Below are 24,519 nucleotides of genomic sequence, written 5' to 3'. Positions count from 1 at the left end.
CCTCCCGGACGCACACTGCAAGGATGACTGACGTGGACCACGTGAGGCCCGTACCGGGCGGGGCGCCCCAGGGCGCCCCGTCCGGGGGCGATTCCCCCCCGCTCGCCGACCTGCTGCACCGGTCGGCCCTCGGCGACGAGCGCGCCTTCGCGCAGTTCTACGACGCGACCTCGGCGCGGGCGTACGGCCTCGCGCTCCGCGTGGTCCGCAACCCGGCGCACGCCGAGGAGGTCACCCAGGAGGCCTACCTCGACGCGTGGCGCTCCAGCACCAGGTTCGACCCCGCACGGGGCAGTGCCGCCGGCTGGCTGCTCACGATCGTCCACCGCAAGGCCGTCGACCGGGTCCGCTCGGTCGAGGCCGCCTCGGCCCGCGACGAGACCTGGAACCGGGAGACGGCACCGACCGAGCACGACCTGACCTCCGAGGCCGCACACGCCTCGCTCGACGCCGCCCGCGTCCGCAGCGCGGTCGCCACCCTGACCGACGTCCAGCGCCGGGCCGTGGAGCTCACCTACTTCGGCGGCTACACCCACACCGAGGTCGCCACCCTGCTCGACGTCCCGTTGGGCACTGCCAAGACACGAATACGCGACGGACTGATCCGCCTGCGAGACCTGATGGGAGTTGCGTCATGAGCGATCTGCACAAGCTCACCGGCGCCTACGCGATGGATGCGCTCGACGAGCTCGAGCGTGCCCGTTTCGAGCAGCACCTCGCGCAGTGCGACGACTGCCGCGCCGAGGTGGCCGAGCTCCGCGAGACCGCGGCGCTGCTCTCCGAGACCGTCGCGGTGCCGCCGCCCGCGTCCCTGCGCGACTCCGTGCTCGCGGGCATCTCCCAGGTGCGACCCCTCGCACCCGAGGTCACCACCATCGCCACTCCCCAGGCTGCCCCGGCGCGCTCCGAGCAGCCGACCGGGCGGCGGGGCTGGGCGCCCTTTCTGGTCGCGGCAGCGCTCGCGCTCTTCGTCGGTCTCGGCGCGATGATCGTCGCGCCGTGGGCGGACGACGACGAGGTCCCGCGCCTGACGGCTGCCGAGCAGGTGCTCCAGGCCCCCGACGCCGAGGAGGTCTTCCTCGACCTCGGCGAGGCCGGGCGCGCGACCGTGACGCGCTCGAAGTCGCAGGACAAGGCCGTCATCACCACCGAGGACATGGTCTCCGCCCCGGAGGGCAAGGACTACGAGCTGTGGTTCATGTCCCCCGACGAGGAGTTCATCGCCGCGGGCCTCATGCCCGACGCCGCCGACCAGACCGTCGTGCTCGACGGCTCCGCGGCCGAGGCGATCGCGGTGGGCATCACCGTGGAGCCCGACGGCGGCTCGAAGCAGCCGAGCAGCGAACCGATCGCCCTGTTCGACCTCACCGAGGCGACGTGAACACCAGTCCGCAGCGCCGGATCGCCGTCGTCGGCTCCGGCGTTGCCGGCCTGACCGCTGCCTGGATCGCCTCGCGCACCGCGCACGTGACGCTCTACGAGGCAGACGACCGCCTCGGCGGCCACGCCGACACCCACCGCGTCGCGACCCCCGACGGCGAGCTCGCCGTCGACACCGGCTTCATCGTCCACAACCGGCGCACGTACCCCACGCTCCTGCGCCTCTTCGCCGAGCTGGGCGTCGAGACGCAGCCCTCGGAGATGTCGCTGTCGGTGAGCGACGCCGGCACCGGTGTCGAGTACGCCGGCGCGCTGGGGCCGCGCGGGCTGTTCGCCCAGCGGTCCTCGCTCCGCTCGCGCGAGCACTGGCGGATGCTGCTGGAGATCCCGCGGTTCCACCGCCGTGCGCGGGCGCTCCTGAGCACGCCCGCGACGACCGACGACCAGACGCTGCGCGACTTCCTCGCCGCGGGCGGCTTCTCGCCGGGCTTCGTGCGCCACTTCATGGAGCCGCTCGTCGCCGCCGTGTGGTCGTGCGAACCCGCGACCTCGCTCGACTACCCCGCGCGCTACCTCTTCACCTTCCTCGAGCACCACGGCATGCTCGGCGTCTTCGGCTCCCCGCAGTGGCGCACGGTGACCGGCGGGTCCGGCACGTACGTCGCCCGGGTGGCCGCCGGCCTCCAGGACGTACGCCTCGAGACCAAGGTGACGTCGGTGCGCGAGCTCGCCGACGGCGTCGAGGTCACCGACGGCAGCGGCGCGACCACCCGCTTCGACGCACTCGTCGTGGCCACGCACCCGTCCCACGCGCTCGCCATGCTCGAGGCACCGACCGACCTCCAGCGCGAGGTCCTCTCCGCGCTGCCCTACAGCAGCAACCCGGCGCTGCTGCACACCGACGTCTCGCTGCTGCCCTCCGCCGAGGGCGCGAGGGCCTCGTGGAACTTCTTCCGCCCCGAGGACGAGAGCGGCGGGGTCACGGTCACCTACGACCTCACCCGGCTCCAGCGCCTGCCCACCGCCACCCACTACCTGGTCACCCTCGGCGGCGAGGACCTCGTCGACCCGGCGACGGTCATCGACCGGATGGAGTACGAGCACCCGCTCTACACCCCGGAGTCGGTAGCCGCCCAGCGGCGCCTGCCCGAGATCAACAGCGAGCGGATCGCCTTCGCCGGGGCCTACCACGGCTGGGGCTTCCACGAGGACGGCGCGCGCTCCGGCCTCGCCGCCGCCACCCACCTCGGGCTGCCGTGGGCCCGCACCACCCCGGCGCTGCCGCGGCCCGGCCGCTTCGAGACGACGATCCGCCACACCCGCCGCACGCCGTTCAGGCGCAGCTTCGAGCACCGCTCGACCTTCTGGCTCGTCGACCTCGACGACCTGCCCGACCACGGCCTGCTCGCGCGCTTCGAGGCCCGCGACCACCTCGGCTCGCCCGAGCGCAGCCTGCGCGGCAACGTCGAGTCCTTCCTCGCCGACAACGGCGTCTCGCTGGGCGCCGGCGAGCGACCCGGCACGATCATGATGGCCGCGCACCCGCGCTCGCTCGGCCACTGCTTCAACCCGATCAGCATCTTCTGGTGCTTCGACGACGCGGGCCGCCAGGCCGGCGTGGTCGTCGAGGTGCACAACACCTACGGCGACCGCCACGCCTACCTCGTCCACCCCGACGAGCAGGGTCGTGCGCAGACCGCCAAGGCGATGTATGTCTCGCCGTTCCACGGCGTCGACGGCACGTACGACGTGGCGGTGCCGCTCCCGACCGACCGCCTGCACGTGGCGGTCACGCTGCGTGGGCACGACGGCGCCGTGGGCGGGTCCGCGCCGTTCAGCGCGAGCCTCACCGGCACCCGCACCGACGTCCCCGTCCGCAGGACCCTCGGCGCCGCGCTGCGCGGCAGCGCGCTGATCCGGGCGCACGGCATCTGGCTGTGGGCCCGTCGGCTGCCGATCCGACCGCGACCCCGCCACCGCCAGGAGGGCGTGCGATGACCATCGAGAAGAACAGACCCGCCACCGCCCGCACCCAGGGCATGCCTCCGCTGGAGCCGATCACGGGCGGCCCGCGCACCGTGGTCTCGGCGGCCGTCGCGAAGCGCCTGTTCCACGCCGCGGTGTCGCGACTGGCCATCACCGTGGTCGAGGAGCCCACCGGTCGGCGCCTGGGCCAGGGCGGACCGGTCATGCGCCTGCACCGCCCCGACGAGTTCTACGCCCGCCTCGGGCGCGCCGGACTGATCGGCTTCGGCGAGGCCTACCTCACCGGGGCATGGGACGCCGAGGACCTCGCGGGCTTCCTCACCGTGCCTGCAGCCCGGATGGCCACGCTGGTCCCGCAACCGCTCCAGCGGCTGCGCGCCCTGGTGACGCCGCGACTGCCCAGCCACCACCGCAGCACCGAGGACAACAGCCAGGCCAACATCTCCCACCACTACGACCTCTCCAACGACCTCTTCGGGCTGTTCCTCGACGAGACGCTGAGCTACTCCTCCGCGCTCTTCGAGACTTCGCAGCAGACGGTCCCCGTCGGACCGGGCTCGGTGGCCGAGCACCTGGTCGCGACGACGCCGGAGCCGGTCGACCACGACGACCCGCGTCGCCACGGTCCCGACCTGGCCGCGGCGCAGGGCCGCAAGATCGAGCGGATGCTCGACCGGGCCGGCGTCACCGAGGGCACGCGCGTGCTGGAGATCGGCACCGGGTGGGGCGAGCTGGCCATCCGGGCGGCCCGCCGCGGTGCCCACGTGCACACCATCACCCTCTCCGTCGAGCAGCTCGAGCTGGCCGAGGAGCGGATCGCGGCCGCCGGCTTCGCCGACCGGGTCGAGGTCGAGCTGATGGACTACCGCGCGCTCGGCACCACCGGACGGACCTACGACGCGGTGCTGTCGGTCGAGATGATCGAGGCCGTCGGCCACGAGTTCTGGGGCACCTACTTCCAGACGATCGACCAGGTGCTCGCCCCCGGCGGCAAGGTCTCGATCCAGGCCATCACGATGCCCCACGACCGGATGCTCGCCACCCGCGACAGCCACACGTGGATCAACAAGTACATCTTCCCCGGCGGCTTCCTGCCGAGCGTCGAGGTGATCGACGAGATCACGCGCGACGAGACCACGCTCCGCCTCGTCGACCAGCTCGAGATGGGCAGCCACTACGCCGAGACGCTGCGCCGCTGGGACCGACGGTTCATCGGCCAGCGCGAGGCCGTCCTGGCCCTCGGGTTCGACGACATGTTCATGCGGGTGTGGCACTTCTATCTGGCCTACTCCCAGGCCGGGTTCGCCAGCGGCTACATCAACGTCTCGCAGCTCACCTTCACCCGAGAGGACCGGTGACGGACCCCGTGACCCAGACCGCTCCGTCCACCGCCGGCCATCGGGCGGACGCTCCCACCGGCGGCGTCGCCGCGCGCCTCGCCGAGGCCGTGCGGCCCTTCATCGGCGGCGACCTCCCGGTGCGCCTGGAGGCCTATGACGGCTCGGTCGCCGGTCCGGAGGGGGCCCCACTGGTCGTGCTCCGTTCCCCCGACGCGCTGCGGCGGCTGCTGTGGCACCCCGGGGAGCTCGGCGCCGCCCAGGCGTACGTCACCGGCGAGCTCGACGTCCCCGAGCAGGACGGCTGGGACCTCGACTCCGCGCTCACCCACGCCTTCGCGGTGGGGGCCGAGCGCGGCCTGTCCGGCGTACGCCTCTCGCCGCGCGCGATGGTCGACGCGATCCGTACGGCCGCCGGCCTCGGCGCGCTCGGCCGGCCGCCGGCACCGCCGGCGTCGCAGGCGCGGATCAAGGGCAGGCTGCACAGCCTGGCCCGCGACCGGTCGTCGATCAGCCACCACTACGACCTCTCCAACGAGTTCTACTCCCTCATCCTCGAGCCGCAGATGGCCTACAGCTGCGGCTACCACGCCGCTCCCGACGTGCCGCTCGAGGAGGCGCAGCGCGCCAAGCTCGACCTCGTCTGCACCAAGCTCGGCCTCGAGCCGGGCATGCGGATGCTCGACGTCGGGTGCGGCTGGGGCTCGCTGTCGTTGCACGCCGCCGAGCACTTCGGCGCGCAGGTCACCGGCGTGACGATCGCGGCCGAGCAGAAGAAGTTCATCGACGCCCGCATCGCCGAGCGCGGGCTCGGCGACCGGGTCGAGATCCGGCTCCAGGACTACCGCGAGGTCCCGGAGCGCGACCACTTCGACGCCGTCGGCTCGCTCGAGATGGGCGAGCACGTCGGCGCCGCCAACTACGCGACCTACGTCGAGGTGCTCCGCCGCGCGGTCAAGCCCGGCGGTCGTGTGCTCGTCCAGCAGATGTCGCGCCAGGGCGCGGGTGGTGGCAAGCACCCCGGCGGCGGGCCGTTCATCGAGTCCTTCATCGCGCCCGACATGACCATGCGGCCGGTCGGCGAGACCGTCGACCTCATCGAGTCGGGCGGCCTCGAGGTCCGCGACGTGCACGCCATGCGCGAGCACTACGTCCTCACGGTCAACGGCTGGATCGAGAACTTCGAGGCCCACCTGCCGCGGCTGCGCGAGCTGGTCGGCGAGGAGGTCGTGCGCGTGTGGCGGCTCTACCTCGTCGGTGGCGCGCTCGCTTTCCGCGACGGCCGCATGGGCGTCGACCAGATCCTGGCGGTGCGCCCCGGCGCGGCCCACACCCTCCCGGCTGTCAGGGCATGGTGACGTGCTGACGCAGGCTGCCGTCGCGATCCTCGCCGCCGTCGTCGTCATGGGGGCGACGGCGGCGGTGAGCCGGCGCCGGGACCGGGTGGCCGACGTCGACGTCGCGTGGGGGCTGTCGTTCGTGGCCGTCGCGCTCGCGCTGGCCGTCGTCTGGCCCGACACCCACTCGTGGCTCCTCGCGCTGCTCGTCGCGCTGTGGGGCGGACGTCTCGCCGTCCACATCGCCCGCCGCTCCCGCGGGCACGGCGAGGACCCGCGCTACGAGAAGATGCTCGGCGGTCCCGGCTGGCACGCCGGCGCCGCCACGGTCCTGCTGCGGGTCTTCGCGACCCAGGCCCTCGTGGCGTGGATCATCTCCTTCCCGCTGCAGGTCGCGGCGGCGTACGACGTCCGGTGGTGGCCGGTCGTCTGGGTCGGCGTGGCGATCTGGGCCATCGGTGTCTACTTCGAGGTCGTCGGCGACGCCCAGCTCGAGGCCTACAAGGCCCGCCCGCGCGACTCGCGCCCCACGATCCTCGACACCGGTCTGTGGGGCTGGACCCGCCACCCCAACTACTTCGGCGACGCCTGCGTGTGGTGGGGGCTGTGGGTGGCCGGAGCGCTCTCGCTCGGCTGGGTGCCGGGCCTGGCCACCGTGTTCGCCCCGGTCGCGATGACCTTCTTCATCCGCAACGTCACCGGCGCCAAGCTCCTGGAGAAGACCATGTCCCAGCGTGAGGGATGGGCCGAGTACGCCGCCCGGGTGCCGCTGTTCTTCCCCCGCCCGCCCCGATCCTGACCCGGCCGGTGGTTCCAGGGCCTTCGACGGGGGGTTCTGTCCCGGCCGCGGGTGCCTTCGGGTGACAATGCGCCGGTGGCGGCGGAGGAGGGGCTCGACCATGCGGTCGAAGCCATGCAGGCAGGCGACGAGGCGGCGTTCCGTCTCGTCTACCGCCACGTCCAGCCGCCCCTGCTGCGCTACCTGACCGTCCTCGTCGGCCCGACCGACGCCGAGGACGTCGCCAGCGAGGCGTGGACCCAGGCCTTCCGCGACCTCGACCGCTTCAGCGGCGACGCCGACGGGTTCCGCGGCTGGATCACCACGATCGGACGCAACCGGGCGCTCGACCACCTGCGCCACCACCGACGGCGCCCGGTGTCGGAGGAGCCGATCGACGAGCTGGTCGACCTCCCCGACGACGCCGACGTCGAGGCCGACACGCTGGGCCGGGTCAACTCCGAGGCCGTCGTCCGGCTGATCAGCGCGCTCCCCCGCGACCAGGCCGAGGCGATCATGCTGCGGACGGTGCTCGGGTTCGACGCCCCCACCGCGGCCCGGATCCTGGGCAAGAGACCCGGAGCCGTACGTGCCGCCGCCCATCGAGGGCTCAAGCAGCTGGCGAAGAAAATCGTCGACGAGCCGTAACACCCGCACCTGCCGAGACGCTGAAAGGAGTGAGATGACCGCCCCCGACCCGCACCTGTCCCGCCGAGACGCCGAGCGACTGCTCGACACGCCGACGGAGCACGACAGCGCCCTCGGGTGGGCCCTCACCGCCGCCAGCGCGCCCGCCTTCCCCGACGAGCTCCGGCGCGAGGACGCGGCCGTCGCGGCGTTCCACGCGGCCCGGCTCGCGCCGCCTCCCGCGTCCCGCAGCGGCTTCGTCTCCCCCACCCGGCTCGGCAGTCGTGCCGCGGCCCGCGCGGTCGTCGCCACGGGTGCGGTCGTGGCCCTGACGTCAGGCGGCTTCGCGCTCGCCAACTCCGCGCACCTGCCGCTCCTCCCGGACCGGGCGTCCGACCGGGCGACCGAGTCGGTCTCCAAGACGCCGGGCGACGGCGTCTCGACGACCCCCGGAGCGACGTCGACGTCCGCCGACGGTCCGAGCTCCTCGGCCACCGGTTCCGGCTCCCCCACCGGGTCCGCCGGCTCGAGCGAGACCCCGGGCCAGACGGCCACCCCGACGCCCGACTTCAAGGGCCTCTGCCGGGCCTTCCAGGCAGCCGACCGCGGCGAGGCGGGGTCCTCGCTCGGCAGCGCTGCCTTCCAGGCGCTCGCCGCCCAGGCGGGCGGCGCCGACCGGATCGCGACCTACTGCGTCGACCTCATCGGTCCGCCGAAGGAGACCGGGCGGCCCACGGACAAGCCGACGCCGACCGACAAGCCGACCCCGGGCAAGCCCACCGACAAGCCGACGCCGACCACCAAGGCGACGCCGACGGTCAAGCCGACCCCCACCGACAAGCCGACCCCGACCGACGCCCCGACCGAGGACCCGGGCAGCTCCGGCAACGGCGGTTCGGGCTCCGGCGGTTCGGGCTCCGGCGGTTCGGGCTCCGGCAACGGCAACGGCAACGGAGACAAGGGAGGCACCACCTAGACGTCCGGTTCACACCGGCGGCGGCCGCGTTCCGCAGGACCGGCTCTCGCACCCTCGTGCTCCGACCTCCCGCCGGCGTACGAGGATCCCCCCAGAACGCGAGATCCACGTCCCACAAACGCACAGGCAGCGGCACGGCCCACCCCCGGGGTCGTGCCGCTGTCGCGTGTCGGTGGGGGCGACTAGGTTCGGGGCCATGCCCGAGCAGCGGCCACGCTCCCCGCAGGAGGACACCAACCGCCGGATGCTGCGCGCCCGCGACGAGATGGACCGGCGCTTCGCCGAGCCGCTCGACATCCCCACCCTCGCCGCGGTCGCGCACCTGTCGCCCTCGCAGTTCGGTCGCGTCTTCAAGGACGTCTTCGGCGAGACCCCGCACCGCTACCTCCATCGCCGCCGGGTCGAGCGGGCGATGACGCTGCTGCGGCAGACCGACCGCCCGGTCACCGACATCGCGTGGGACGTCGGCTTCGCGAGCCTCGGCACCTTCAGCCGCACCTTCAGCGACGTCGTCGGGCGCTCGCCGAGCGAGTTCCGGACCGAGCACGCGCCGGTCGCGGTGCCGTCGTGCTTCATCGCGGCGTGGACCCGGCCGCGGGAGCGGCAGACAGTCGTTTCGGAGAAGCGGGGAGAGGTCGACGCTGGCTAGCGTCGTCGACATGACCACCAACCACATCACCGCCCTCCACATCCGCAGCGTCCCCGTCCTCGACCAGGACGAGGCGCTCGACTTCTACACGACCCACCTCGGCTTCGAGGTGCGTGACGACGTCGACCTCGGCTTCATGCGCTGGCTCACCGTCGGGGTCCCCGGCCAGAACACCTCCCTGCTGCTCGAGCTCGTCGGCGGGCCGCAGCACGACGAGGCCACCGCCGCCCAGGTGCGCGAGCTGGTCGCCAAGGGCGCCCTCGGCGGGGTCTTCCTCACCAGCGACGACGTGCACGCGACGTACGCCGCCCTCCGCGACGCCGGCGTCGAGGTCACCCAGGAGCCGGTCGAGCAGCCCTACGGCACCGACTTCGGGATCCGCGACCCGTTCGGCAACCACATCCGGGTCAGCCAGCCCAACGCCGCCACGACCGAGCAGGTGCAGGACGCCTACGACGCCGCGACGGCGAGGTGAGCTACCCGCCGCCGCTCTACCACGGCGACTCCGGCGACGTCTCGGCCCACGTCGTCCGGGCGGGGGTCGAGCCGGCGGTCGTCTACCCCAACGGCAACAAGGTCTTCTACCTCGCCCAGGGCACCGAGACGGCCGGCACGTTCGGTCTCTACCGGTGGGAGTTCGCCGGACCCCCGAGCGGGCCGGGGGCGCACTTCCACCGGACCATCACCGAGTCGTTCTACGTCCTCGCGGGGAGCGTCACGATCTACGACGGCACGGCCTGGGTGAAGTGCCACGCGGGCGACTTCGCCCACGTCCCGGCCGGCGGCATCCACGGCTTCCGCAACGAGGACGGCGCGGCCGAGATGCTGCTCCACTTCGCGCCGGGCGCCCCACGGGAGGCCTACTTCGAGGGGCTGGCCACCGGCATCGGCGACTTCGACGAGGACGCCTACGACCGCTTCATGCGCGAGCACGACAACCACTGGCTCTGACGGGGCGGGCGTGGTGCACTCCCTGTGATGGACTCCGTCGATGCAGCCTTCGACGCCACCCCGCGGCGGGACTTCCTCCCCCGCGGGGTGCGTCGGCGCGCGTCGTACGACGGGCCGCTGACGATCGCGGCCGGACAGACCAACTCCCAGCCGCGCACCGTCGACGACATGCTGCGGCTGCTCGACGTACGCCCCGGGCAGCGGGTGCTCGACGTCGGCGCCGGGTCGGGGTGGACGACGGCCCTGCTCGCGCACCTCGTCGGTCCGGCCGGCGTCGTGCTGGGGCTCGAGCTCGAGCCGGAGCTGGTGTCGTTCGGCGGCGCGAACCTCGCCCGCACCGGTCGTGGCTGGGCGACGATCCGCGCAGCCGCCCCGGGGGTCCTCGGCGACCCCGACGGCGCACCCTGGGACCGGATCCTGGTCTCGGCGATGGCGCAGTCGCTGCCCACCGAGCTCGTCGACCAGCTCGCCGACGACGGCGTCCTGGTGGTGCCGGTGGCCGGCACGATGCTGCGGGTCACCAACCCGGGTGCGGTGGTGACGGAGCACGGGCGCTACCGGTTCGTGCCGCTGCGCTGAGGCGTACGTGACGTGTCGGCGCCGGCCGCGGAGCGGGCCAGGTGGACCGGCAGCCCGGCGACTGCCTCCAACGGCCCGCGCCGCCGCAGCAGCCGGAGCACCGCGCCGAGGGTGAGCAGCACGACGACGTGGGAGCCGTACGCCGACGGCTCCTCCGCCGGCCACACCTGCGGCGTCAGCATCACGACGTGCAGGGAGTAGAGGGTGAGCGTCGCGGCCCCGGCGCCGAGCACGACGCCGAGCGCAGCCGTCGCGGCGCGGGGCAGGAGCCGTTCGAGGAGCAGGCAGGCGCAGATCACCAGCACCGCGCTGCCGATGGTCTGGGCCAGGTCGAACGGTGTCGCCGAGTGAGGTGCGACGACCAGGAGCCAGTCCCAGTCGCCGTCCGCGGGCGTCGTGCCGAACATGCCGGTCGCGTTCTCCGACGCCACGGCCGGGTCGACGAGCGTGCCCGAGACGCGGGTGGCGAGCACGGCGGTGCCGAGGCCGCCCAGGGCGAGCGCACCGAGCAGGGAGGTGTCGCGCAGGTCGAGCCGGCCCAGCGCGATGCCGGCGAGGAGGTAGGCCAGCCAGGGCACGACCGGGTAGTAGCCGGTGAGGAGCAGCTCACCCGCCAGCTGCCCCGGGTCGGCGAGCTGCGCGAAGGACGGGCTCTCGAAGCCGCGCTCGGGCAGGTGCGGCCGGACCAGGTGGGAGACCACGGGCGCGACGACCACCCACCCGACGGCGAGCGGCAGCAGCGTCCGCACGCGGAGGAACGTGAACGGCAGGCCGAGGACGAACAGCACGCCGTAGTAGGTGAGGATCACGGCGACGCCGCTGTCGAGGCCTCCGAGCAGCAGCCCCAGCAGCGCGATGAGCACCGCCCGGCCGACGATGCCCAGGGAGCGCAGGGCGAGCGGGCGCCCGCGCAGCGGCTCGCGGGTCATCAGCGCCAGGCTCACCCCGGCGAGCACGGCGAAGAGGGCCGAGGCCCGGCCGCCGGCCAGCCACTGGGCGGTGGCGACCTCGCCCTCCGGGGTGCGGGCGTCGAGCACGTGGGTGGCGACCATGCCGAGCAGCGCGAGGCATCGGGCGACGTCCAGCCCGACGAGGCGGCCCTGGCGCGTCGCAGTCATGCGGTCCATCCTGCCGGGGGCGTGGGGAACCGCCCCGCCAGCCGCGGCCAGCCGCCCTCAGTCGCTGGGGCGCTCGACCTGCTCGGCGAGGTGGGCGGGCGCCTGGAGGCAGTAGGAGTCGGTGAGCAGCTCGGCCAGCTCGTCCCAGTCGATGCCGGCGGCCTCGTCGAGCAGCATCCCGATGACGTTGCCGCCCCAGCCGGAGCGGAAGTAGGGGTCGCCCATGTGCTCGAAGGCGGCCACCTCGTCGGGCTCCCCGCGGAACGTGATGCGGAAGACCTGGTCCTCCCCACCGAAGACGTGCGCGACCGTCGCGCCGCCCACGCGCCACCGCGTACCGGTCCACGCCGCTTCCTGCGTGCAGCGCGGCAACCGGCCCAGCACCGCGTCGATGCGCAGCACCCACTCCTCGGGCACGAGCGGACGGTCAGCGAGGGCCACGGCGAGATCCTGCCAAAGTCGTCCGACAGTCACGCCCCCTCGGGCAGTGGCACCGACGCGAACGTGCTGCGGCTGAACCACGTCGGCAGCGCCCGGACCAGGGGACGCGGTCCGGCGACGGCGAGGTCACCGGCCCTCACCGCGCCCAGCAGGTCGCGCCGGCCCATCCAGTAGTCGACCATCGTCTCGATGTGCCCCGCGACCTCCACGTCGACGTCGTGGCCCGGGTCGGTGAGGCACAGGTCGACGGTCGGCGACTCCAGCACCAGCCAGAAGTGGCTCTTCCTGTCGCTCGAGCCCTTCAGGTGGAAGTGCACGACGACCCGATGCTCGGGCAGGGCGTCGGTGTCGACGTTGCGGTGGATGTCCCACATCAGCAGCGAGGCGTCGTAGTGCTTCGCGATCACGTCCCCCCGCGCCCACCGCTGCCCCCACATGCCCAACGACTCGATCACCGGCCGGAGCTCCTCGCCCGCGGCCGTGAGGTGGTACTCGCCGCCGACGTGGTCGACGACACCGACGCGCTCGAGGGTCTTGAGCCGCTTGGACAGCAGCGCCGGTGACATGAGCGGGACCCCGCGACGGAGGTCGTTGAAACGCGTGCTGCCGCACAGGAGCTCGCGGACCACGAGCGGTGTCCACCTCTCGGTGAGCACCTCCGAGGCCATCGCCACTGGGCAGAACTGACCGTAGGTGGTTGCCATCTCCTGACGGTAGGACCGCTATGGGTTCTGTACCAGTACAGGATCGATACTCGCGCGCCCCTCCTCGGCCGCCCGACGCTGGTCGGGCAGCACCCACTGACGGAGGAGAGACCCATGACCACGCTCGAGATGCCCACCACCGAGGTCCTCGCCGGCGACTTCGCCGGCGACCTCATCACCCCCGACCACCCCGCGTACGACGACCGGCGCCGCATCTGGAACGGCGAGATCGACCGCCGTCCGGCCCTGCTCGCCCGCTGCGAGGGGGCCAGCGACGTGGCCGCGGCCCTGAGCTGGGCGCGCGCCCACGACCTGCCCGTGGCCGTACGTGGGGGCGGCCACGGGATCGCGGGGCACTCGCTGGTCGACGACGGTGTCGTCGTCGACCTGTCCGGGATGCGCGGCACCGTGGTGGACCCGGTGGCCCGCACCGTGTCGGCCCAGGGCGGCGCGCTCAACGCCCACGTCGACCGGGAGAGCCAGGCCTTCGGGCTGGCGATGACGAGCGGCTACATCAGCCACACCGGCATCGGCGGGCTGACGCTCGGCGGCGGCATCGGCCACCTGATGCGCAAGACGGGCCTCGCGATCGACGCCCTGCGCTCCTGCCAGGTCGTCACGGCCGACGGGGACATCGTGCGCGCCTCCGCGGTCGAGAACCCCGACCTGTTCTGGGGCCTGCGCGGTGGCGGGGGCAACTTCGGCGTCGTCACCGACTTCACCTTCGAGCTCCAGCCCCTCGGGCCGACGATCCTCGCCGGGCTCGTCGCGTGGCCGGCCGAGCAGGCGCCGGCGGTCCTCGCCTTCCTCCGCGACTTCATCGCCGACGCACCCGACGAGGTCGGCCTGATGGCCAACCTCCGGCTCGCCCCGGCGCTGCCGCTCTTCCCCGAGCACCTCCACGGCAGGCCGATCATCGGCCTCGTGGCGACGTACGCCGGACCGGTCGACGACGGCGAGCGGGTGCTCGCACCGGTCCGCGCCCTGGGCACCCCGGTGCTCGACACGATCGCGCCCAAGCCCTACGTGGCGCACCAGAAGTTCCTCGACCCGGCGGTGCCGCACGGGCGGCACTACTACTGGAAGTCCCACCGCCTCGGGCCGCTCACGGACGCGGTGATCGACACGATCTGCGAGCACCTCGCGACCATCAGCAGCCCGCTCTCGACGGTGCCGATCTTCAGCTTCGGCGGCGCGATGAGCCGCGTGCCCGACGACGCCACCGCGTTCCCCCACCGCGACGCCAGCCACGACATCAACATCGTCGCCTCGTGGCTGCCGGAGCAGGCCGGCGACGCCGACCGGCACCGCGCGTGGGTCCGCGGCTTCTTCGACGCGCTGGCGCCGCACAGCCGCGGCGTCTACGTGAACTTCACCAGCGACGACGCGCAGACCCGGGTGCAGGAGGCGTACAGCCCCTTGCAGTGGTCACGGCTGCGGACGCTGAAGACCGCGTGGGACCCGGACAACGTCTTCCGTGGGAACGCCAACATCCCGCCGCTGGGGTGAGGGCTGTCGGGCACGCGCCGACACCATGAAGGCAGTTCGCGGCTCGCGGGCGCACGCCCACGCTCAACCGAGGCCGCGGCGTCCCGAACTGCCTGCATGGTGCACGCAGGTCGCCGGGTGACCCGGTGCTGCGTCATCCGAACCCGCACGCAGGAGTTCCGATCCGTACGACGCAGAGCGGGGCTAGGGTCACGCCATGAAGTGGGTGGCGCTGCTCCTCGTGGTGGTCGCGGGCCTCGGCTTCGCTGCCGACCGGGCGTTCTCCCCGGACCGCCGCTTCGACGACTGCTCGGGCGCCTTCACCCCTGGCGGTCTCGTCGACGAGAGAGACCCCGGCGCTGCGACCGCGGACGCCGCCGTGGCCGGCTTCCTCGAGAGGGCCGACCACTGGACGTCGGATGCGTCGCGCACCTACGTCGACGTCGTCACCTTCACGACCTACGACGCCGACGACCGACCCCTTGTGGTCGTCGAGGCCGAGCACCGGGTGCCGAAGGGCTGGTTCGCCGGCCGGACCACCACCTGCGACTGACCCAGCTGCTCACCCTGCCACCGGGCGTCATGCCGAACCGCACCGATGGGTTCGGATCGGTATGACGCGGGTGGGTCAGTAGGACTTCGGCAACCCCAACGAGTGCATCGCGACGAAGTTCAGGATCATCTCCCGGCTCACCGGCGCGATCCGGCCTGCCCGCGCCGCGACGAGCAGCCCGGCCATGCCGTACTCCTGCGTGATGCCGTTGCCGCCGTGCGTCTGCACCGCGGCGTCGACGGCGTGGACGGCCGCCTCGGCGGCGGCGTACTTCGCCATGTTGGCCGCCTCGCCGGCCGCCATGTCGTCGCCGGCGTCCACCAGCGCGGAGGCCTTCTGCGTCATCAGCCGGGCGAGCTCGTTCTCGATGTGCGCCGTCGCGAGCGGGTGGGCGATCGCCTGGTGGGAGCCGATCGGGGCCTTGAAGACGGTGCGCTCCCTGGCGTACGCCGACGCCTTCTCGAGGGCGTGGCGCGCCAGCCCGGTCGAGAACGAGGCCGCCATGATCCGCTCGGGGTTGAGCCCGGCGAACAGCTGGACGAGCCCACCGTCCTCGTCACCGACGAGCGCGTCGGCGGGGAGGCGTACGTCGTCGATGAAGACCTGGAACTGCTTCTCCGGGCTGACGATCTCCATCGGGATCGCCGTGAACTCGAAGCCTGCGGAGTCCGTCGGCACCACGAAGAGGCAGGGCTTGAGCTTGCCGGTCCTCGCGTCCTCGGTGCGGGCGACGACCAGGACGTTCTCGGCCTCGTCGACGCCGGAGATGTAGATCTTCTGGCCCTTCAGCACCCACTCGTCACCGTCGCGGCGCGCCGTGGTGGTGATGTTGTGGGAGTTGGTGCCCGCGTCGGGCTCGGTGATCGCGAAGGCCATCGTGGCGGTGCCGTCGCAGATGCCGGGCAGCCACTTCTGCTTCTGCTCCTCGGTGCCGTAGCGGGCGATCACCGTGCCGCAGATGGCCGGGCTGACCACCATCATCAGCAGCGGGCAGCCCTGCGCGGCGAGCTCCTCGCAGACCGCTGCGACGTCTCCGATGCCGCCGCCACCGCCGCCGTACTCCTCCGGGATGTTGACCCCGAGGTAGCCCGCCTTGGCGATCTCCATCCACAGCTCGGTGGTCTTCTCGCCCGAACGGGCGCGCTCGACGAACCAGTCGCGGCCGTAGCCCTTCGCGAGCTTGGCGACCTGGCGCCTGAGCTCCAGGCGCTCGTCGGTCTCGGTGAAGTTGGTCATGCGTGCTCCTCGGGTTGTTCGGTGGCCACGACTGCCAGGACTTCCCCGGACGCGACCTGCGCACCGGGCTCGACGTTGATCTCGGTGACCGTGCCGTCGTGCGGCGCGGCCACGGTGTGCTGCATCTTCATGGCCTCGAGGACCAGGACGGCCTCGCCCGCCGCCACCTCGGCGCCCCGCTCGACCTTGACGGCCACGACGGTCCCGGGCATCGGTGCGAGCAGCGAGCCGCTCGCCACCGCGTCGGCGGGGTCGGTGAAGCGCGGCACCTCGCGTAGACGCGCGGACAGAAGTGGTCCGTCGACCCAGACCTCACGTGGGGCGCCCGGCCGACCGGCCGAGATGTGTCCGCGTGTCTCCGTGGTGACGCCGTCGACCTCGAGCCGCGCTTGGGTCGGCGACACGTCGAGGACGGTCACCCCGTCGGCGTCGAACCCGTCGCGCGTCCCCCACCACTCGACCGGCTCGTGGCCCTCGAACGTCGTGCGCTGCGGCTGGCTGACGACGTTGCGCCACGCGGCGGGCACGCCCTGCTGGACCGTACGCCGGGCTGCGTCGTCGGCGGCGAGCATCAGGGCGCCGGCCACGAGCGTCGTCCGGTCGACCTCCTGCGGCTCGGGGACGGAGCGCGACTCGAGCCAGGTCGTCGTCATCTCGCCGGACACGAAGACCGGGTCGGTGAGGATCTCGACGAGCTGGTCGCGGTTGGTCGTGATGCCGTGGATGCGTGCCCGTCGCAGTGCCGCGATGAGCATCCGGATCGCCTGCTCGCGGGTCGGTGCCCATGCCATCACTTTGGCGAGCATCGCGTCGTAGAAGGTCGAGACCTCGTCCCCGGACGCGAAGCCGCTGTCGGCCCGTACGCCGGCCCCGGAGAGCGGGCCGAACTCGACGTCCGAGGGCAGGTCGAATGTGACCAGCCCACCGCTCTGCGGTGTGTACGTCGCGTCCTCGGCGTAGAGGCGTACCTCGACGGCATGACCAGCACCTTCGGTGGTCGAGTAGCCCGCCCGAGGAACGAGGGCAGGCGTATCGAGACCCCGGCCCTCGGCGACCGCGATCTGGAGCTCGACCAGGTCCGCGCCCCGGACGAGCTCGGTGACCGGGTGCTCGACCTGGAGACGGGTGTTCATCTCGAGGAAGAACCAGCGGTCGGCGGCGGGGTCGTAGAGGAACTCGACCGTGCCCGCCCCGCGGTAGCCGATGTCGCCGGCGAGCCGCTCGGCCGCCTCGCACATGGCTGCCTCGGTGGCAGCGGGAAGCCCCGGGGCCGGGGCCTCCTCGACCACCTTCTGGTGGCGCCGCTGGACCGAGCAGTCACGGGTGCCGAGGGCGACGGCGCGGTCCGCGGTCGCGATGACCTGCACCTCGACGTGCCGCCCGGCCTCGACGTACGGCTCCACGAAGACGGTGCCGTCACCGAAGGCCGACTCGGCCTCGGCGCGCGCGGCCTCGATCTCGGTCTCGAGCCGGTCGAGGGAGCGTACGACCCGCATGCCGCGGCCACCACCGCCTGCGGACGCCTTCACCAGAAGGGGCAGGTCGGCCTCGGTCGGATCGGACGGCGCGGAGAGCACGGGGACGCCGGCCTTCTCGGCGATCTCCTTGGCGCGGACCTTGTCGCCCATCGCCTCGATGGCCTCCGGCGGTGGCCCGACCCAGGTCAGGCCGGCCGCCTCGACGGCGCGCGCGAAGTCGGCGTTCTCGGACAGGAAGCCGTAGCCGGGGTGGATCGCATCCGCGCCGGACCTCCGCGCGGCCTCGACGATCAGGTCGATGCGGAGGTAGGTGTCGGCGGGCGCGTTGCCCGGCAGGCGTACGGCGTGGTCGGCCTCGGACACGAACGGCAGGCCGGCGTCCACGTCGGAGTGCACGGCCACGGTCTCGATGCCGAGGCGTCGACAGGTGGCGAAGACCCGGCGGGCGATCTCGCCGCGGTTGGCGACCAGGAGTCTGTTGATCACGGTCGGAACACCCCGAATCCCTCGGCGCCCTTGATCGGCGCGTTCTCGATCACGCTGAGGCAGATGGCGAGCACGGTGCGGGTGTCGCGGGGGTCGATGACGCCGTCGTCGTAGAGCATCCCGGACAGCGCGTAGGGCAGCGACTGCTCCTCGACCATCTGCTCGACCATCGCGCGCATGCCGGCGTCGCCCTCCTCGTCGTACGCCTGACCCTTCGCCTCGGCGGCGGCGCGGGCGACGATCGACAGCACGCCGGCGAGCTGCGCCGGGCCCATCACCGCGGACTTGGCGCTCGGCCAGGTGAAGAGGAAGCGCGGGTCGAAGGCACGGCCGTTCATGCCGTAGTTGCCGGCGCCGTAGGACGCGCCCATGATCACGCTGAGGTGCGGCACGGTGGAGTTGGAGACGGCGTTGATCATCATCGCGCCGTGCTTGATGATCCCGCCCTGCTCGTAGTCCTTGCCGACCATGTAGCCGGTCGTGTTGTGCAGGAAGAGGAGCGGGGTGTCTGCGGCGTTGGCGAGCTGGATGAACTGCGTCGCCTTCTGTGCCTCCTCGGAGAACAGCACGCCCTGCGCGTTGGCCAGGATGCCGATCGGACGGCCGTGGATCTCGGCCCAGCCGGTGACGAGCGACGTGCCGTAGAGCGGCTTGAACTCGTCGACGGCCCGGCCGTTGCGCTCGCTCACCCCGTCGACGATCCGCACGATCACCTCGCGCGGGTCGAACGGCTCCTTGAGGTCGGTGGGGATCAGGTCGAGGAGGCCCTCGGGGTCGGCGTCGGGCTCGGCGAAGGTGACCGGGCTGGAGTCCCCGGATATCCGGTGACCGCCTTGCTTCGAGGTAGAGATCCCGGGCGCAAACCCCGGAACTCGGGTGCGAAGCACCGGCTTCCGCCCGTTCAGCCGGGCCACGATCCGCCGCCCGATCCGGATCGCGTCGTGCTCGTCCTCGGCGAGGTAGTCGGCGAGCCCCGACACGCGAGCATGCATCTCGGCGCCGCCCAGCGACTCGTCGTCGGACTCCTCGCCGGTGGCCATCTTCACCAGGGGCGGCCCGCCGAGGAACACCTTGGCCCCGCCGCGCACGAAGACGGTGTAGTCGCTCATGCCGGGGACGTACGCCCCACCGGCGGTCGAGTTGCCGAAGACGAGCGCGATGGTCGGCTGGCGTCGCGCCGAGGCCCGCGTGAGGTCACGGAACAGCTTGCCGCCGGGGATGAAGATCTCCTTCTGGGTCGGCAGGTCCGCGCCGCCCGACTCGACCAGCGAGATCGTGGGGAGGTTGTTCTCCTCGGCGATCTGCGAGGCGCGGAAGATCTTCCGCACCGTCCATGGGTTCGAGGCGCCGCCCTTCACCGTCGGGTCGTTGGCGCTGATCATGCACTCGACGCCCTCGACCACGCCGATGCCCGTGACGACGGAGGCGCCGACGGTGAAGTCGGAGCCCCAGCCCGCCAGCGGCGAGAGCTCGAGGAAGGCCGACCCCGGGTCGACGAGCAGCTCGATCCGCTCGCGCGCGGTCAGCTTGCCGCGCGCGTGGTGGCGGTCGACGTACTTCTCCCCACCGCCGGCCACCGCGACCGCGTGCTGCGCGTCGAGGTCCGCGAGCTTCTCGAGCATCGCGACAGCATTCGGTGATCGAGTAGCCGCCGACGAAGGAGGTGGCGTACCGAGATCGATCACTTCTCGACCACCGCCTTCATCCGCTCCAGCGTGGTGCGCATCCCCTTGCGGTTGGTGCGTCCGCGCAGCGCGCCGAGGAGGGTCCAGTAGACGCGCGTGAACAACGACGGCTCCATGCGGAAGTACTCGGTGACGAGGGTCCCGCCGTCCTTCGGCTCGAGCCGGTAGCCCCAGTTGTTGACGGTCACCGCGTCGGTGCCGACGGAGAACTCGAAGACCTTCTCGGGCTCGCAGGCGGTCACCCGGCACGGCGACCAGTACGTCGGGCCGACGCCGTTGCGCTTCACGTGGCCGGCGAAGTAGGCGCCGACCTCCGGTCCGGTCGAGCCGCGGGTCCACTTCGCCTCGAACGTCTCGGGGCTGAACTCCCCGATCCGGGTGACGTCGCTCACGAGGTCCCAGACCTCGGCGGGCGGGGCGTCCATCCAGACCGACACCTCATCGCCCAGGGACGGCAGCTTGATCATCGCTTTCCTCTCATCACGCATAACCCATCAACTTCGCCGTCAGGTCGCGCAGCACCTCGTCGGCGCCGCCCCCGATCGGCAGGATCCGGGCGTCGCGGTAGTGCCGCTCCACCTCGGTCCCGTGCATGTATCCGGAGCCGCCGAAGATCTGGACGGCCCGGTCGCAGACGTACGCCGCGCAGTCCACCGCCGTCTGCTTGGCCAGGCACGCCTCGGCCACGACGAACTCACCCGCGACGTGCCGGGCGGCGACGGTGCGCGTGTAGGTCCGCGCCACCTCGACCTGGCGACGCATCTCGACCAGCGTGTGCTGGACCGTCTGGTTGGCGACGAGCGGCCGGCCGAAGGTCTCCCGCTCGCGGGCGTACGCCGCGGCGAGGTCGAGCGACCGCGCCGCGATGCCGTAGCCGTGGGCCGCGAGCGCGATGCGCTCGACGACGAACTGGTCGGCGATCTGCCCGAAGCCCGAACCCTCCTCGCCGACGAGGTTGGCCGCCGGGACGCGGCAGTCGACGTAGGACAGCTCCGCGGTGTCGGAGCAGTGCCAGCCCATCTTGCGCAGTCCGCGGTCGACGGTGAAGCCGGGCGTGCCCTTCTCGACGACGAGCAGCGAGATCCCGCCGTGGCCGGGGCCTCCGGTGCGGACCGCCGTGGTGACGAAGTCGGCGCGGACGCCGGAGGTGATGAACGTCTTGGAACCGTTGACGACGTAGTGGTCGCCGTCGCGGACCGCGGTCGTGCGCAGGCGCGCGACGTCGGACCCGCCGCCCGGCTCGGTGATCGCGAGCGAGCCGATGAGCTCACCGGCGAGCGTGGGGCGTACGAAGCGGTCGACCAGGTCGGTGTCGCCGCTCGCCGCGATGTGCGGCAGCGCGATGCCCGCGGTGAACAGGCCGGCCATCAGCCCGCTCGACGCACCCGCGTCGAACATCGCCTCCTGGAGGGCGAGCGAGTCGAGGAGGTCACCGCCCCCGCCGCCGACCTCCTCGGGGAAGGCGACGCCGATCAGCCCGAGGTCGCCGGCGGTGCGGTGCAGCTCGCGCGGGATCTCCCCTGCGTCCTCCCACCCCTGCAGGTGCGGCGCGACCTCGCGGCGGACGAACTCCGCCCCGGTGGCCCGCAGCGCGTCGCGCATGTCGCTCATGTGAGGCTCACCTCGATCGACACCAGCCGCGACCGCACGAACTCGGCGAGCCCCTTGGCCTGCGGGTCGAAGCGCGTCGACGCTGCGACGCCCTCGCCGAGCAGGCCGTGGACGACGAGGTTGACCGCACCGAGGTGCGGCAGCAGCCAGACCTCGACGTCGAGGTCGGCGGCCTCGGGCAGCAGCGTGGGGATCCCGCGCGGCGACATCAGCTTGAACAGCCACTGCACCCGGGCGTCGTACGTCTCCCGGTCGCTGCCGTCGTGGGCGACCCAGAGGCCGATGTTGGCGTCGCCGCCCTTGTCGCCGGAGCGGGCGTGGACGAAGGTGCCCAGCGGCAGGCGGCGGGTGAGCGTGTCGTGGCGCCCCGGGTAGGGCGACGGGCGCGCGCCCGGCGCCTCGCGGTCGGAGCCGTACGTGCCGGGGTCGGAGACGACCTCACGCCGGCCGTCGGCGTGGACGACGGCGTGTGTGACGTCGGCGCGGTCGACGTACGCCGCGCGGTAGACGCCGTAGGGGGTCGCGGGCGCGGGCGGCGCCGTCATCGTGAACCCGGGGTAGGAGCCGAGCGCGAGCTCCACGGCAGCCGAGGTGAACGCGCGGCCGACGGGGTCGGGCGAGGGGTCCTTGACCGTGCAGCGCAGCAGCGCGGAGGCGGCCTCCTCGGTGTCGGCGTCGGCGGGCGGGACCCGCACGTCGGACCAGGTCACCTCGGCCGCGGTCAGCCGCGGTCCGAGCTGCTCGCGCACCCAAGCGGCCTTGGCCTCGACGTCGAGCCCGGTCAGCACGAGCTCGAGGCTGTTGCGCCATCCGCCGAGCTCGTTGACGCAGACCTTGAGCCGCTCGGGCGGCGCCTCGCCGACGACCCCGCTGATCGCGACGCGGTCCTCGGCCTCCTGCTCCAGCCGGACCGAGTCGAGGTGCACGGTGACGTCGGGCCCGAGGTAGCGCGTGGACTGGATCTCGTAGACCAGCTGCGCGGTGACGGTGTCGACGGTGACCGCGCCGCCGGTGCCGGCGTGCTTGGTGATCACGCTGGAGCCGTCGGCGGCGACCTCCGCGACGGGGAAGCCCAGCGGCCGGTCGCGGTGGGGCAGGTCGAGGAAGCCGCTGAAGTTGCCGCCCGTCGCCTGGGTGCCGCACTCGATGACGTGCCCCGCGACGACCGCACCGGCCAACGCGTCGTACGCCGTCGCGTCCCACCCGTGGTGCGCGATCGCGGGGCCCACGACGAGCGAGGCGTCGGTGACCCGGCCGGTCACGACGACGTCGGCGCCGGCGGTGATCGCGGCGGCGATGCCGAAGCCGCCGAGGTAGGCGTTGGCGGTGAGCGCGTCGTCGAAGCGGAGATGGCGTACGTCGTCGCCCTCGACGTGGGCGACCTGCGGATCCAGGCCGAGGCCCCTCGCGACCTCGCGGACCTTGTCGGCGAGGCCGGCGGGGTTGAGGCCGCCGGCGTTGGCCACGATCCGCACGCCCCGCTCGAGCGCGAGGCCGAGGCAGTCCTCGAGCTGGCGGACGAAGGTGCGGGCGTAGCCGAGCGTGGGGTCCTTGAGCTGGTCCTTGCCGAGGATGAGCATGGTCAGCTCGGCGAGGTAGTCGCCGGTGAGGACGTCGAGCTCTCCCCCCTCGAGCATCTCCCGCATCGCGCTGAGGCGGTCGCCGTAGAAGCCGGAGCAGTTCCCGATCCGGACCACGCCCGTCATCGTGGCGCCCTCCCCTCGCCCGGCTGGCCGGCGAACGCCTGCGCGATGCCGAGCCAGCGGTCGACGTCGGCGCCGCTCGCGACGAGGTCGGTGTCGGCGCGGTGGACGCGCTGGGTGACCAGTCGGCAGAAGTCGCCGGCGCTGCCGGTCAGCGTCTGCGCCGCGTCCTCGGGACCCCACGACCACACGTCGCCCGACGGCGCGACCAGGTCGATGCGGAACTCCTCGGCCGGCGCCTCGAGCCCGTGCACGGAGAAGGCGAAGTTGCGGGTGCGTACGCCGAGGTGGGCGACGTGGCGGATCCGGTCGGTGTCCTCGACGTCGGCGCCGAGGGCCTCATGGACGTCGAGGCTGTGGGCCCAGGTCTCCATCAGCCGGGCGGTCGCCATCGACGTGGGCGACATGGGCGGGCCGAACCACGGCATCTTCTCGCCCTGCGGCATCGCGACCAGCGCGGCGCGGAGGTCGGCGCGGGCGCGACGCCACCGGTGCAGCAGGTCGGGCTCGCGGGCGAGCGCCAGCGCCTGCGCGTCGACGAACCCGGCCGGGTCGGCGATGGCCTCGAGGACGACGGCGTCCCAGGCCGCCTTGTCGGTCGCCGCCTTCAACGCCACCTCGTCGGTCCACGCGAGGTGGCCGACCTGGGTCGCGACGTCCCAGCCGGCGGCGGGGGTCGGGGTGCGCCAGCCGTCGTCGTCGAGGCCGGCGACGAGCTGCTCCAGCCGGTCGCCCTCGGCTACGAGGTCGGTGAGGACCTGGGTGAGGACGTCGGTCATGGGGCGAGCTCCTTGTCCAGCACGTCGGCCCACGCGTCGAGGATGCGGCGCCGGCGGGCGGTGTCGTCGGTGATCGTCTGCGCCAGGCCGAGGCCGCGCACCAGGTCGAGGGTCGCCTGCACGAGCTCGCGCACGCCCGGCTTGGACTCGTCGGCCCCGAGGGCGGCGACGGTGAGCCGGTGCGTCTCCCGGCCAACTCGCTGCTCCAGTGGCGACACCGCGGCCAGGAGCGTCTCGTCGGTGCGGGCGGCGACCCAGAGCTCCAGCGCCGCCGCGAACACCGGGGAGGAGAAGTGGTCGCCCAGCATCCTCAGGACGGCGCGCGTGCGCTTCCGGCCGCCGGGAAGCTGCTCGACCGCCTCGGCCAGCTCGGCGCCCCGGCGCTCGGTGAGGTGCTCGACGGCCGCGACGACCAGGTCGTTCTTCGTCGGGAAGTGGTGGAGCTGCGCCCCGCGGCTCACCCCCGCCCGCTCGGACACGAGGGTGGTCGAGGTCCCGGCGAACCCACGCTCCACGAGCAGGTCGACGGTCGCCTCCAGCAACCGGGCCCGCATCGCCCGGCTCCGGTCCGCCTGCGGCACGCGGGCCGGAGCGGTCGAGCTGTCGACGGGGGTCATGGCGGACAGCCTGCCGCCTC

At 72.8% G+C, this 24,519-nt stretch carries 25 protein-coding genes; 14 read left to right on the top strand and 11 right to left on the bottom strand.

Going from position 1 to position 24,519, the window contains the following annotated elements:
• Window positions 1–23 precede the first annotated feature (23 nt).
• From sigK to AC57BS_RS24550, 12 genes are all read left to right on the top strand, one after another.
• Window positions 24–638 (top strand): ECF RNA polymerase sigma factor SigK, encoded by a 615-nt coding sequence (sigK, locus tag AC57BS_RS24605; protein WP_496414073.1) that lies wholly within the window; start codon window positions 24–26, stop codon window positions 636–638.
• Window positions 635–1,381 (top strand): anti-sigma factor, encoded by a 747-nt coding sequence (locus AC57BS_RS24600; protein ID WP_496414072.1) that lies wholly within the window; start codon window positions 635–637, stop codon window positions 1,379–1,381. The genes sigK and AC57BS_RS24600 overlap by 4 nt, the downstream gene beginning before the upstream one ends.
• Window positions 1,378–3,378 (top strand): FAD-dependent oxidoreductase, encoded by a 2,001-nt coding sequence (locus AC57BS_RS24595; protein WP_496414071.1) that lies wholly within the window; start codon window positions 1,378–1,380, stop codon window positions 3,376–3,378. The genes AC57BS_RS24600 and AC57BS_RS24595 overlap by 4 nt, the downstream gene beginning before the upstream one ends.
• Window positions 3,375–4,724 (top strand): class I SAM-dependent methyltransferase, encoded by a 1,350-nt coding sequence (locus AC57BS_RS24590; protein WP_496414070.1) that lies wholly within the window; start codon window positions 3,375–3,377, stop codon window positions 4,722–4,724. The genes AC57BS_RS24595 and AC57BS_RS24590 overlap by 4 nt, the downstream gene beginning before the upstream one ends.
• Window positions 4,725–4,732: 8 nt before the next feature.
• Complete coding sequence (locus tag AC57BS_RS24585) at window positions 4,733–6,061, top strand: class I SAM-dependent methyltransferase (RefSeq protein WP_496414069.1); 1,329 nt, start codon at window positions 4,733–4,735, stop codon at window positions 6,059–6,061.
• Window position 6,062: 1 nt separating this feature from the next.
• Window positions 6,063–6,839, top strand: coding sequence for a DUF1295 domain-containing protein (locus AC57BS_RS24580; RefSeq protein ID WP_496414068.1), 777 nt, complete (start codon window positions 6,063–6,065; stop codon window positions 6,837–6,839).
• Between the two features lie 75 nt (window positions 6,840–6,914).
• Window positions 6,915–7,466, top strand: coding sequence for an RNA polymerase sigma factor (locus AC57BS_RS24575; protein ID WP_496414067.1), 552 nt, complete (start codon window positions 6,915–6,917; stop codon window positions 7,464–7,466).
• A gap of 34 nt (window positions 7,467–7,500) precedes the next feature.
• Complete coding sequence (locus AC57BS_RS24570) at window positions 7,501–8,421, top strand: hypothetical protein (protein ID WP_496414066.1); 921 nt, start codon at window positions 7,501–7,503, stop codon at window positions 8,419–8,421.
• Window positions 8,422–8,617: 196 nt separating this feature from the next.
• Window positions 8,618–9,070, top strand: a complete 453-nt coding sequence (locus AC57BS_RS24565) for a helix-turn-helix domain-containing protein (RefSeq protein ID WP_496414065.1) — start codon at window positions 8,618–8,620, stop codon at window positions 9,068–9,070.
• A gap of 10 nt (window positions 9,071–9,080) precedes the next feature.
• The gene (locus tag AC57BS_RS24560; protein WP_496414064.1) at window positions 9,081–9,545 is read left to right on the top strand and encodes a VOC family protein; all 465 of its coding nucleotides are present in this window, start codon (window positions 9,081–9,083) and stop codon (window positions 9,543–9,545) included.
• Window positions 9,542–10,021, top strand: a complete 480-nt coding sequence (locus AC57BS_RS24555) for a cupin domain-containing protein (RefSeq protein ID WP_496414063.1) — start codon at window positions 9,542–9,544, stop codon at window positions 10,019–10,021. The genes AC57BS_RS24560 and AC57BS_RS24555 overlap by 4 nt, the downstream gene beginning before the upstream one ends.
• 27 nt (window positions 10,022–10,048) lie before the next feature.
• Entirely contained in the window at window positions 10,049–10,600 is a 552-nt protein-coding gene (locus AC57BS_RS24550) for a protein-L-isoaspartate O-methyltransferase family protein (RefSeq protein ID WP_496414062.1), read from the top strand.
• Here AC57BS_RS24550 and AC57BS_RS24545 read toward each other — a convergent pair.
• The 3 genes from AC57BS_RS24545 to AC57BS_RS24535 are packed head-to-tail and all read right to left on the bottom strand — an operon-like array spanning window position 10,576 to window position 12,863.
• Complete coding sequence (locus AC57BS_RS24545; protein WP_496414061.1) at window positions 10,576–11,718, bottom strand: heparan-alpha-glucosaminide N-acetyltransferase domain-containing protein; 1,143 nt, start codon at window positions 11,716–11,718, stop codon at window positions 10,576–10,578. The genes AC57BS_RS24550 and AC57BS_RS24545 overlap by 25 nt on opposite strands.
• A 57-nt stretch (window positions 11,719–11,775) precedes the next feature.
• Window positions 11,776–12,159, bottom strand: coding sequence for an MmcQ/YjbR family DNA-binding protein (locus AC57BS_RS24540; protein ID WP_496414060.1), 384 nt, complete (start codon window positions 12,157–12,159; stop codon window positions 11,776–11,778).
• A 29-nt stretch (window positions 12,160–12,188) separates the two neighbouring features.
• Window positions 12,189–12,863, bottom strand: coding sequence for a winged helix-turn-helix transcriptional regulator (locus AC57BS_RS24535; RefSeq protein ID WP_496414059.1), 675 nt, complete (start codon window positions 12,861–12,863; stop codon window positions 12,189–12,191).
• A gap of 114 nt (window positions 12,864–12,977) precedes the next feature.
• On the opposite strand from AC57BS_RS24535, the gene AC57BS_RS24530 reads away from it, so the two are divergent.
• Window positions 12,978–14,372, top strand: a complete 1,395-nt coding sequence (locus AC57BS_RS24530) for an FAD-binding oxidoreductase (protein ID WP_496414058.1) — start codon at window positions 12,978–12,980, stop codon at window positions 14,370–14,372.
• 196 nt (window positions 14,373–14,568) lie between these two features.
• A complete protein-coding gene (locus tag AC57BS_RS24525; protein WP_496414057.1) occupies window positions 14,569–14,904 on the top strand; it encodes a hypothetical protein in 336 nt (111 codons plus the stop codon).
• Between the two features lie 75 nt (window positions 14,905–14,979).
• Here AC57BS_RS24525 and AC57BS_RS24520 read toward each other — a convergent pair whose 3' ends face one another.
• Genes AC57BS_RS24520 through AC57BS_RS24485 form a run of 8 tightly spaced genes read right to left on the bottom strand, consistent with a single transcriptional unit; the run spans window position 14,980 to window position 24,499 of the window.
• Window positions 14,980–16,140 (bottom strand): acyl-CoA dehydrogenase family protein, encoded by a 1,161-nt coding sequence (locus AC57BS_RS24520; protein WP_496414056.1) that lies wholly within the window; start codon window positions 16,138–16,140, stop codon window positions 14,980–14,982.
• Window positions 16,137–18,104 carry an ATP-binding protein gene (locus AC57BS_RS24515; protein WP_496414055.1) on the bottom strand — a complete coding sequence of 656 codons (1,968 nt, stop codon included), beginning with the start codon at window positions 18,102–18,104 and terminating at the stop codon, window positions 16,137–16,139. The genes AC57BS_RS24520 and AC57BS_RS24515 overlap by 4 nt, the downstream gene beginning before the upstream one ends.
• Complete coding sequence (locus AC57BS_RS24510) at window positions 18,101–19,726, bottom strand: acyl-CoA carboxylase subunit beta (protein ID WP_496414054.1); 1,626 nt, start codon at window positions 19,724–19,726, stop codon at window positions 18,101–18,103. The genes AC57BS_RS24515 and AC57BS_RS24510 overlap by 4 nt, the downstream gene beginning before the upstream one ends.
• 59 nt (window positions 19,727–19,785) lie before the next feature.
• Window positions 19,786–20,256: an SRPBCC family protein gene (locus AC57BS_RS24505; protein WP_495889238.1), complete on the bottom strand. Its 471-nt coding sequence runs from the start codon at window positions 20,254–20,256 to the stop codon at window positions 19,786–19,788.
• A 13-nt stretch (window positions 20,257–20,269) separates the two neighbouring features.
• Window positions 20,270–21,400: an acyl-CoA dehydrogenase family protein gene (locus AC57BS_RS24500; RefSeq protein WP_496414053.1), complete on the bottom strand. Its 1,131-nt coding sequence runs from the start codon at window positions 21,398–21,400 to the stop codon at window positions 20,270–20,272.
• Entirely contained in the window at window positions 21,397–23,106 is a 1,710-nt protein-coding gene (locus AC57BS_RS24495; protein WP_496414052.1) for an acyclic terpene utilization AtuA family protein, read from the bottom strand. The genes AC57BS_RS24500 and AC57BS_RS24495 overlap by 4 nt, the downstream gene beginning before the upstream one ends.
• Window positions 23,103–23,882 (bottom strand): TIGR03084 family metal-binding protein, encoded by a 780-nt coding sequence (locus tag AC57BS_RS24490; RefSeq protein WP_496414051.1) that lies wholly within the window; start codon window positions 23,880–23,882, stop codon window positions 23,103–23,105. The genes AC57BS_RS24495 and AC57BS_RS24490 overlap by 4 nt, the downstream gene beginning before the upstream one ends.
• Window positions 23,879–24,499: a TetR/AcrR family transcriptional regulator gene (locus AC57BS_RS24485; protein ID WP_496414050.1), complete on the bottom strand. Its 621-nt coding sequence runs from the start codon at window positions 24,497–24,499 to the stop codon at window positions 23,879–23,881. Before AC57BS_RS24485 ends, AC57BS_RS24490 begins: the two co-directional genes overlap by 4 nt.
• Window positions 24,500–24,519: the final 20 nt, after the last annotated feature.

It is taken from the genome of Nocardioides sp. BGA-UO-ETr-FS32, from assembly GCF_059567905.1.
This window is presented reverse-complemented; position numbering and strand designations above follow the sequence as displayed.

What these genes read in the sequence shown, in the direction of transcription:
- sigK (WP_496414073.1), top strand. Translation starts at nt 24, where the DNA reads ATGACTGACGTGGACCACGTGAGGCCCGTACCGGGCGGGGCGCCCCAG.
- AC57BS_RS24600 (WP_496414072.1), top strand. Translation starts at nt 635, where the DNA reads ATGAGCGATCTGCACAAGCTCACCGGCGCCTACGCGATGGATGCGCTC.
- AC57BS_RS24590 (WP_496414070.1), top strand. Translation starts at nt 3,375, where the DNA reads ATGACCATCGAGAAGAACAGACCCGCCACCGCCCGCACCCAGGGCATG.
- AC57BS_RS24570 (WP_496414066.1), top strand. Translation starts at nt 7,501, where the DNA reads ATGACCGCCCCCGACCCGCACCTGTCCCGCCGAGACGCCGAGCGACTG.
- AC57BS_RS24565 (WP_496414065.1), top strand. Translation starts at nt 8,618, where the DNA reads ATGCCCGAGCAGCGGCCACGCTCCCCGCAGGAGGACACCAACCGCCGG.
- AC57BS_RS24560 (WP_496414064.1), top strand. Translation starts at nt 9,081, where the DNA reads ATGACCACCAACCACATCACCGCCCTCCACATCCGCAGCGTCCCCGTC.
- AC57BS_RS24550 (WP_496414062.1), top strand. Translation starts at nt 10,049, where the DNA reads ATGGACTCCGTCGATGCAGCCTTCGACGCCACCCCGCGGCGGGACTTC.
- AC57BS_RS24545 (WP_496414061.1), bottom strand. Translation starts at nt 11,718, where the DNA reads ATGACTGCGACGCGCCAGGGCCGCCTCGTCGGGCTGGACGTCGCCCGA.
- AC57BS_RS24535 (WP_496414059.1), bottom strand. Translation starts at nt 12,863, where the DNA reads ATGGCAACCACCTACGGTCAGTTCTGCCCAGTGGCGATGGCCTCGGAG.
- AC57BS_RS24530 (WP_496414058.1), top strand. Translation starts at nt 12,978, where the DNA reads ATGACCACGCTCGAGATGCCCACCACCGAGGTCCTCGCCGGCGACTTC.
- AC57BS_RS24525 (WP_496414057.1), top strand. Translation starts at nt 14,569, where the DNA reads ATGAAGTGGGTGGCGCTGCTCCTCGTGGTGGTCGCGGGCCTCGGCTTC.
- AC57BS_RS24520 (WP_496414056.1), bottom strand. Translation starts at nt 16,140, where the DNA reads ATGACCAACTTCACCGAGACCGACGAGCGCCTGGAGCTCAGGCGCCAG.
- AC57BS_RS24510 (WP_496414054.1), bottom strand. Translation starts at nt 19,726, where the DNA reads ATGCTCGAGAAGCTCGCGGACCTCGACGCGCAGCACGCGGTCGCGGTG.
- AC57BS_RS24505 (WP_495889238.1), bottom strand. Translation starts at nt 20,256, where the DNA reads ATGATCAAGCTGCCGTCCCTGGGCGATGAGGTGTCGGTCTGGATGGAC.
- AC57BS_RS24500 (WP_496414053.1), bottom strand. Translation starts at nt 21,400, where the DNA reads ATGAGCGACATGCGCGACGCGCTGCGGGCCACCGGGGCGGAGTTCGTC.
- AC57BS_RS24495 (WP_496414052.1), bottom strand. Translation starts at nt 23,106, where the DNA reads ATGACGGGCGTGGTCCGGATCGGGAACTGCTCCGGCTTCTACGGCGAC.
- AC57BS_RS24490 (WP_496414051.1), bottom strand. Translation starts at nt 23,882, where the DNA reads ATGACCGACGTCCTCACCCAGGTCCTCACCGACCTCGTAGCCGAGGGC.
- AC57BS_RS24485 (WP_496414050.1), bottom strand. Translation starts at nt 24,499, where the DNA reads ATGACCCCCGTCGACAGCTCGACCGCTCCGGCCCGCGTGCCGCAGGCG.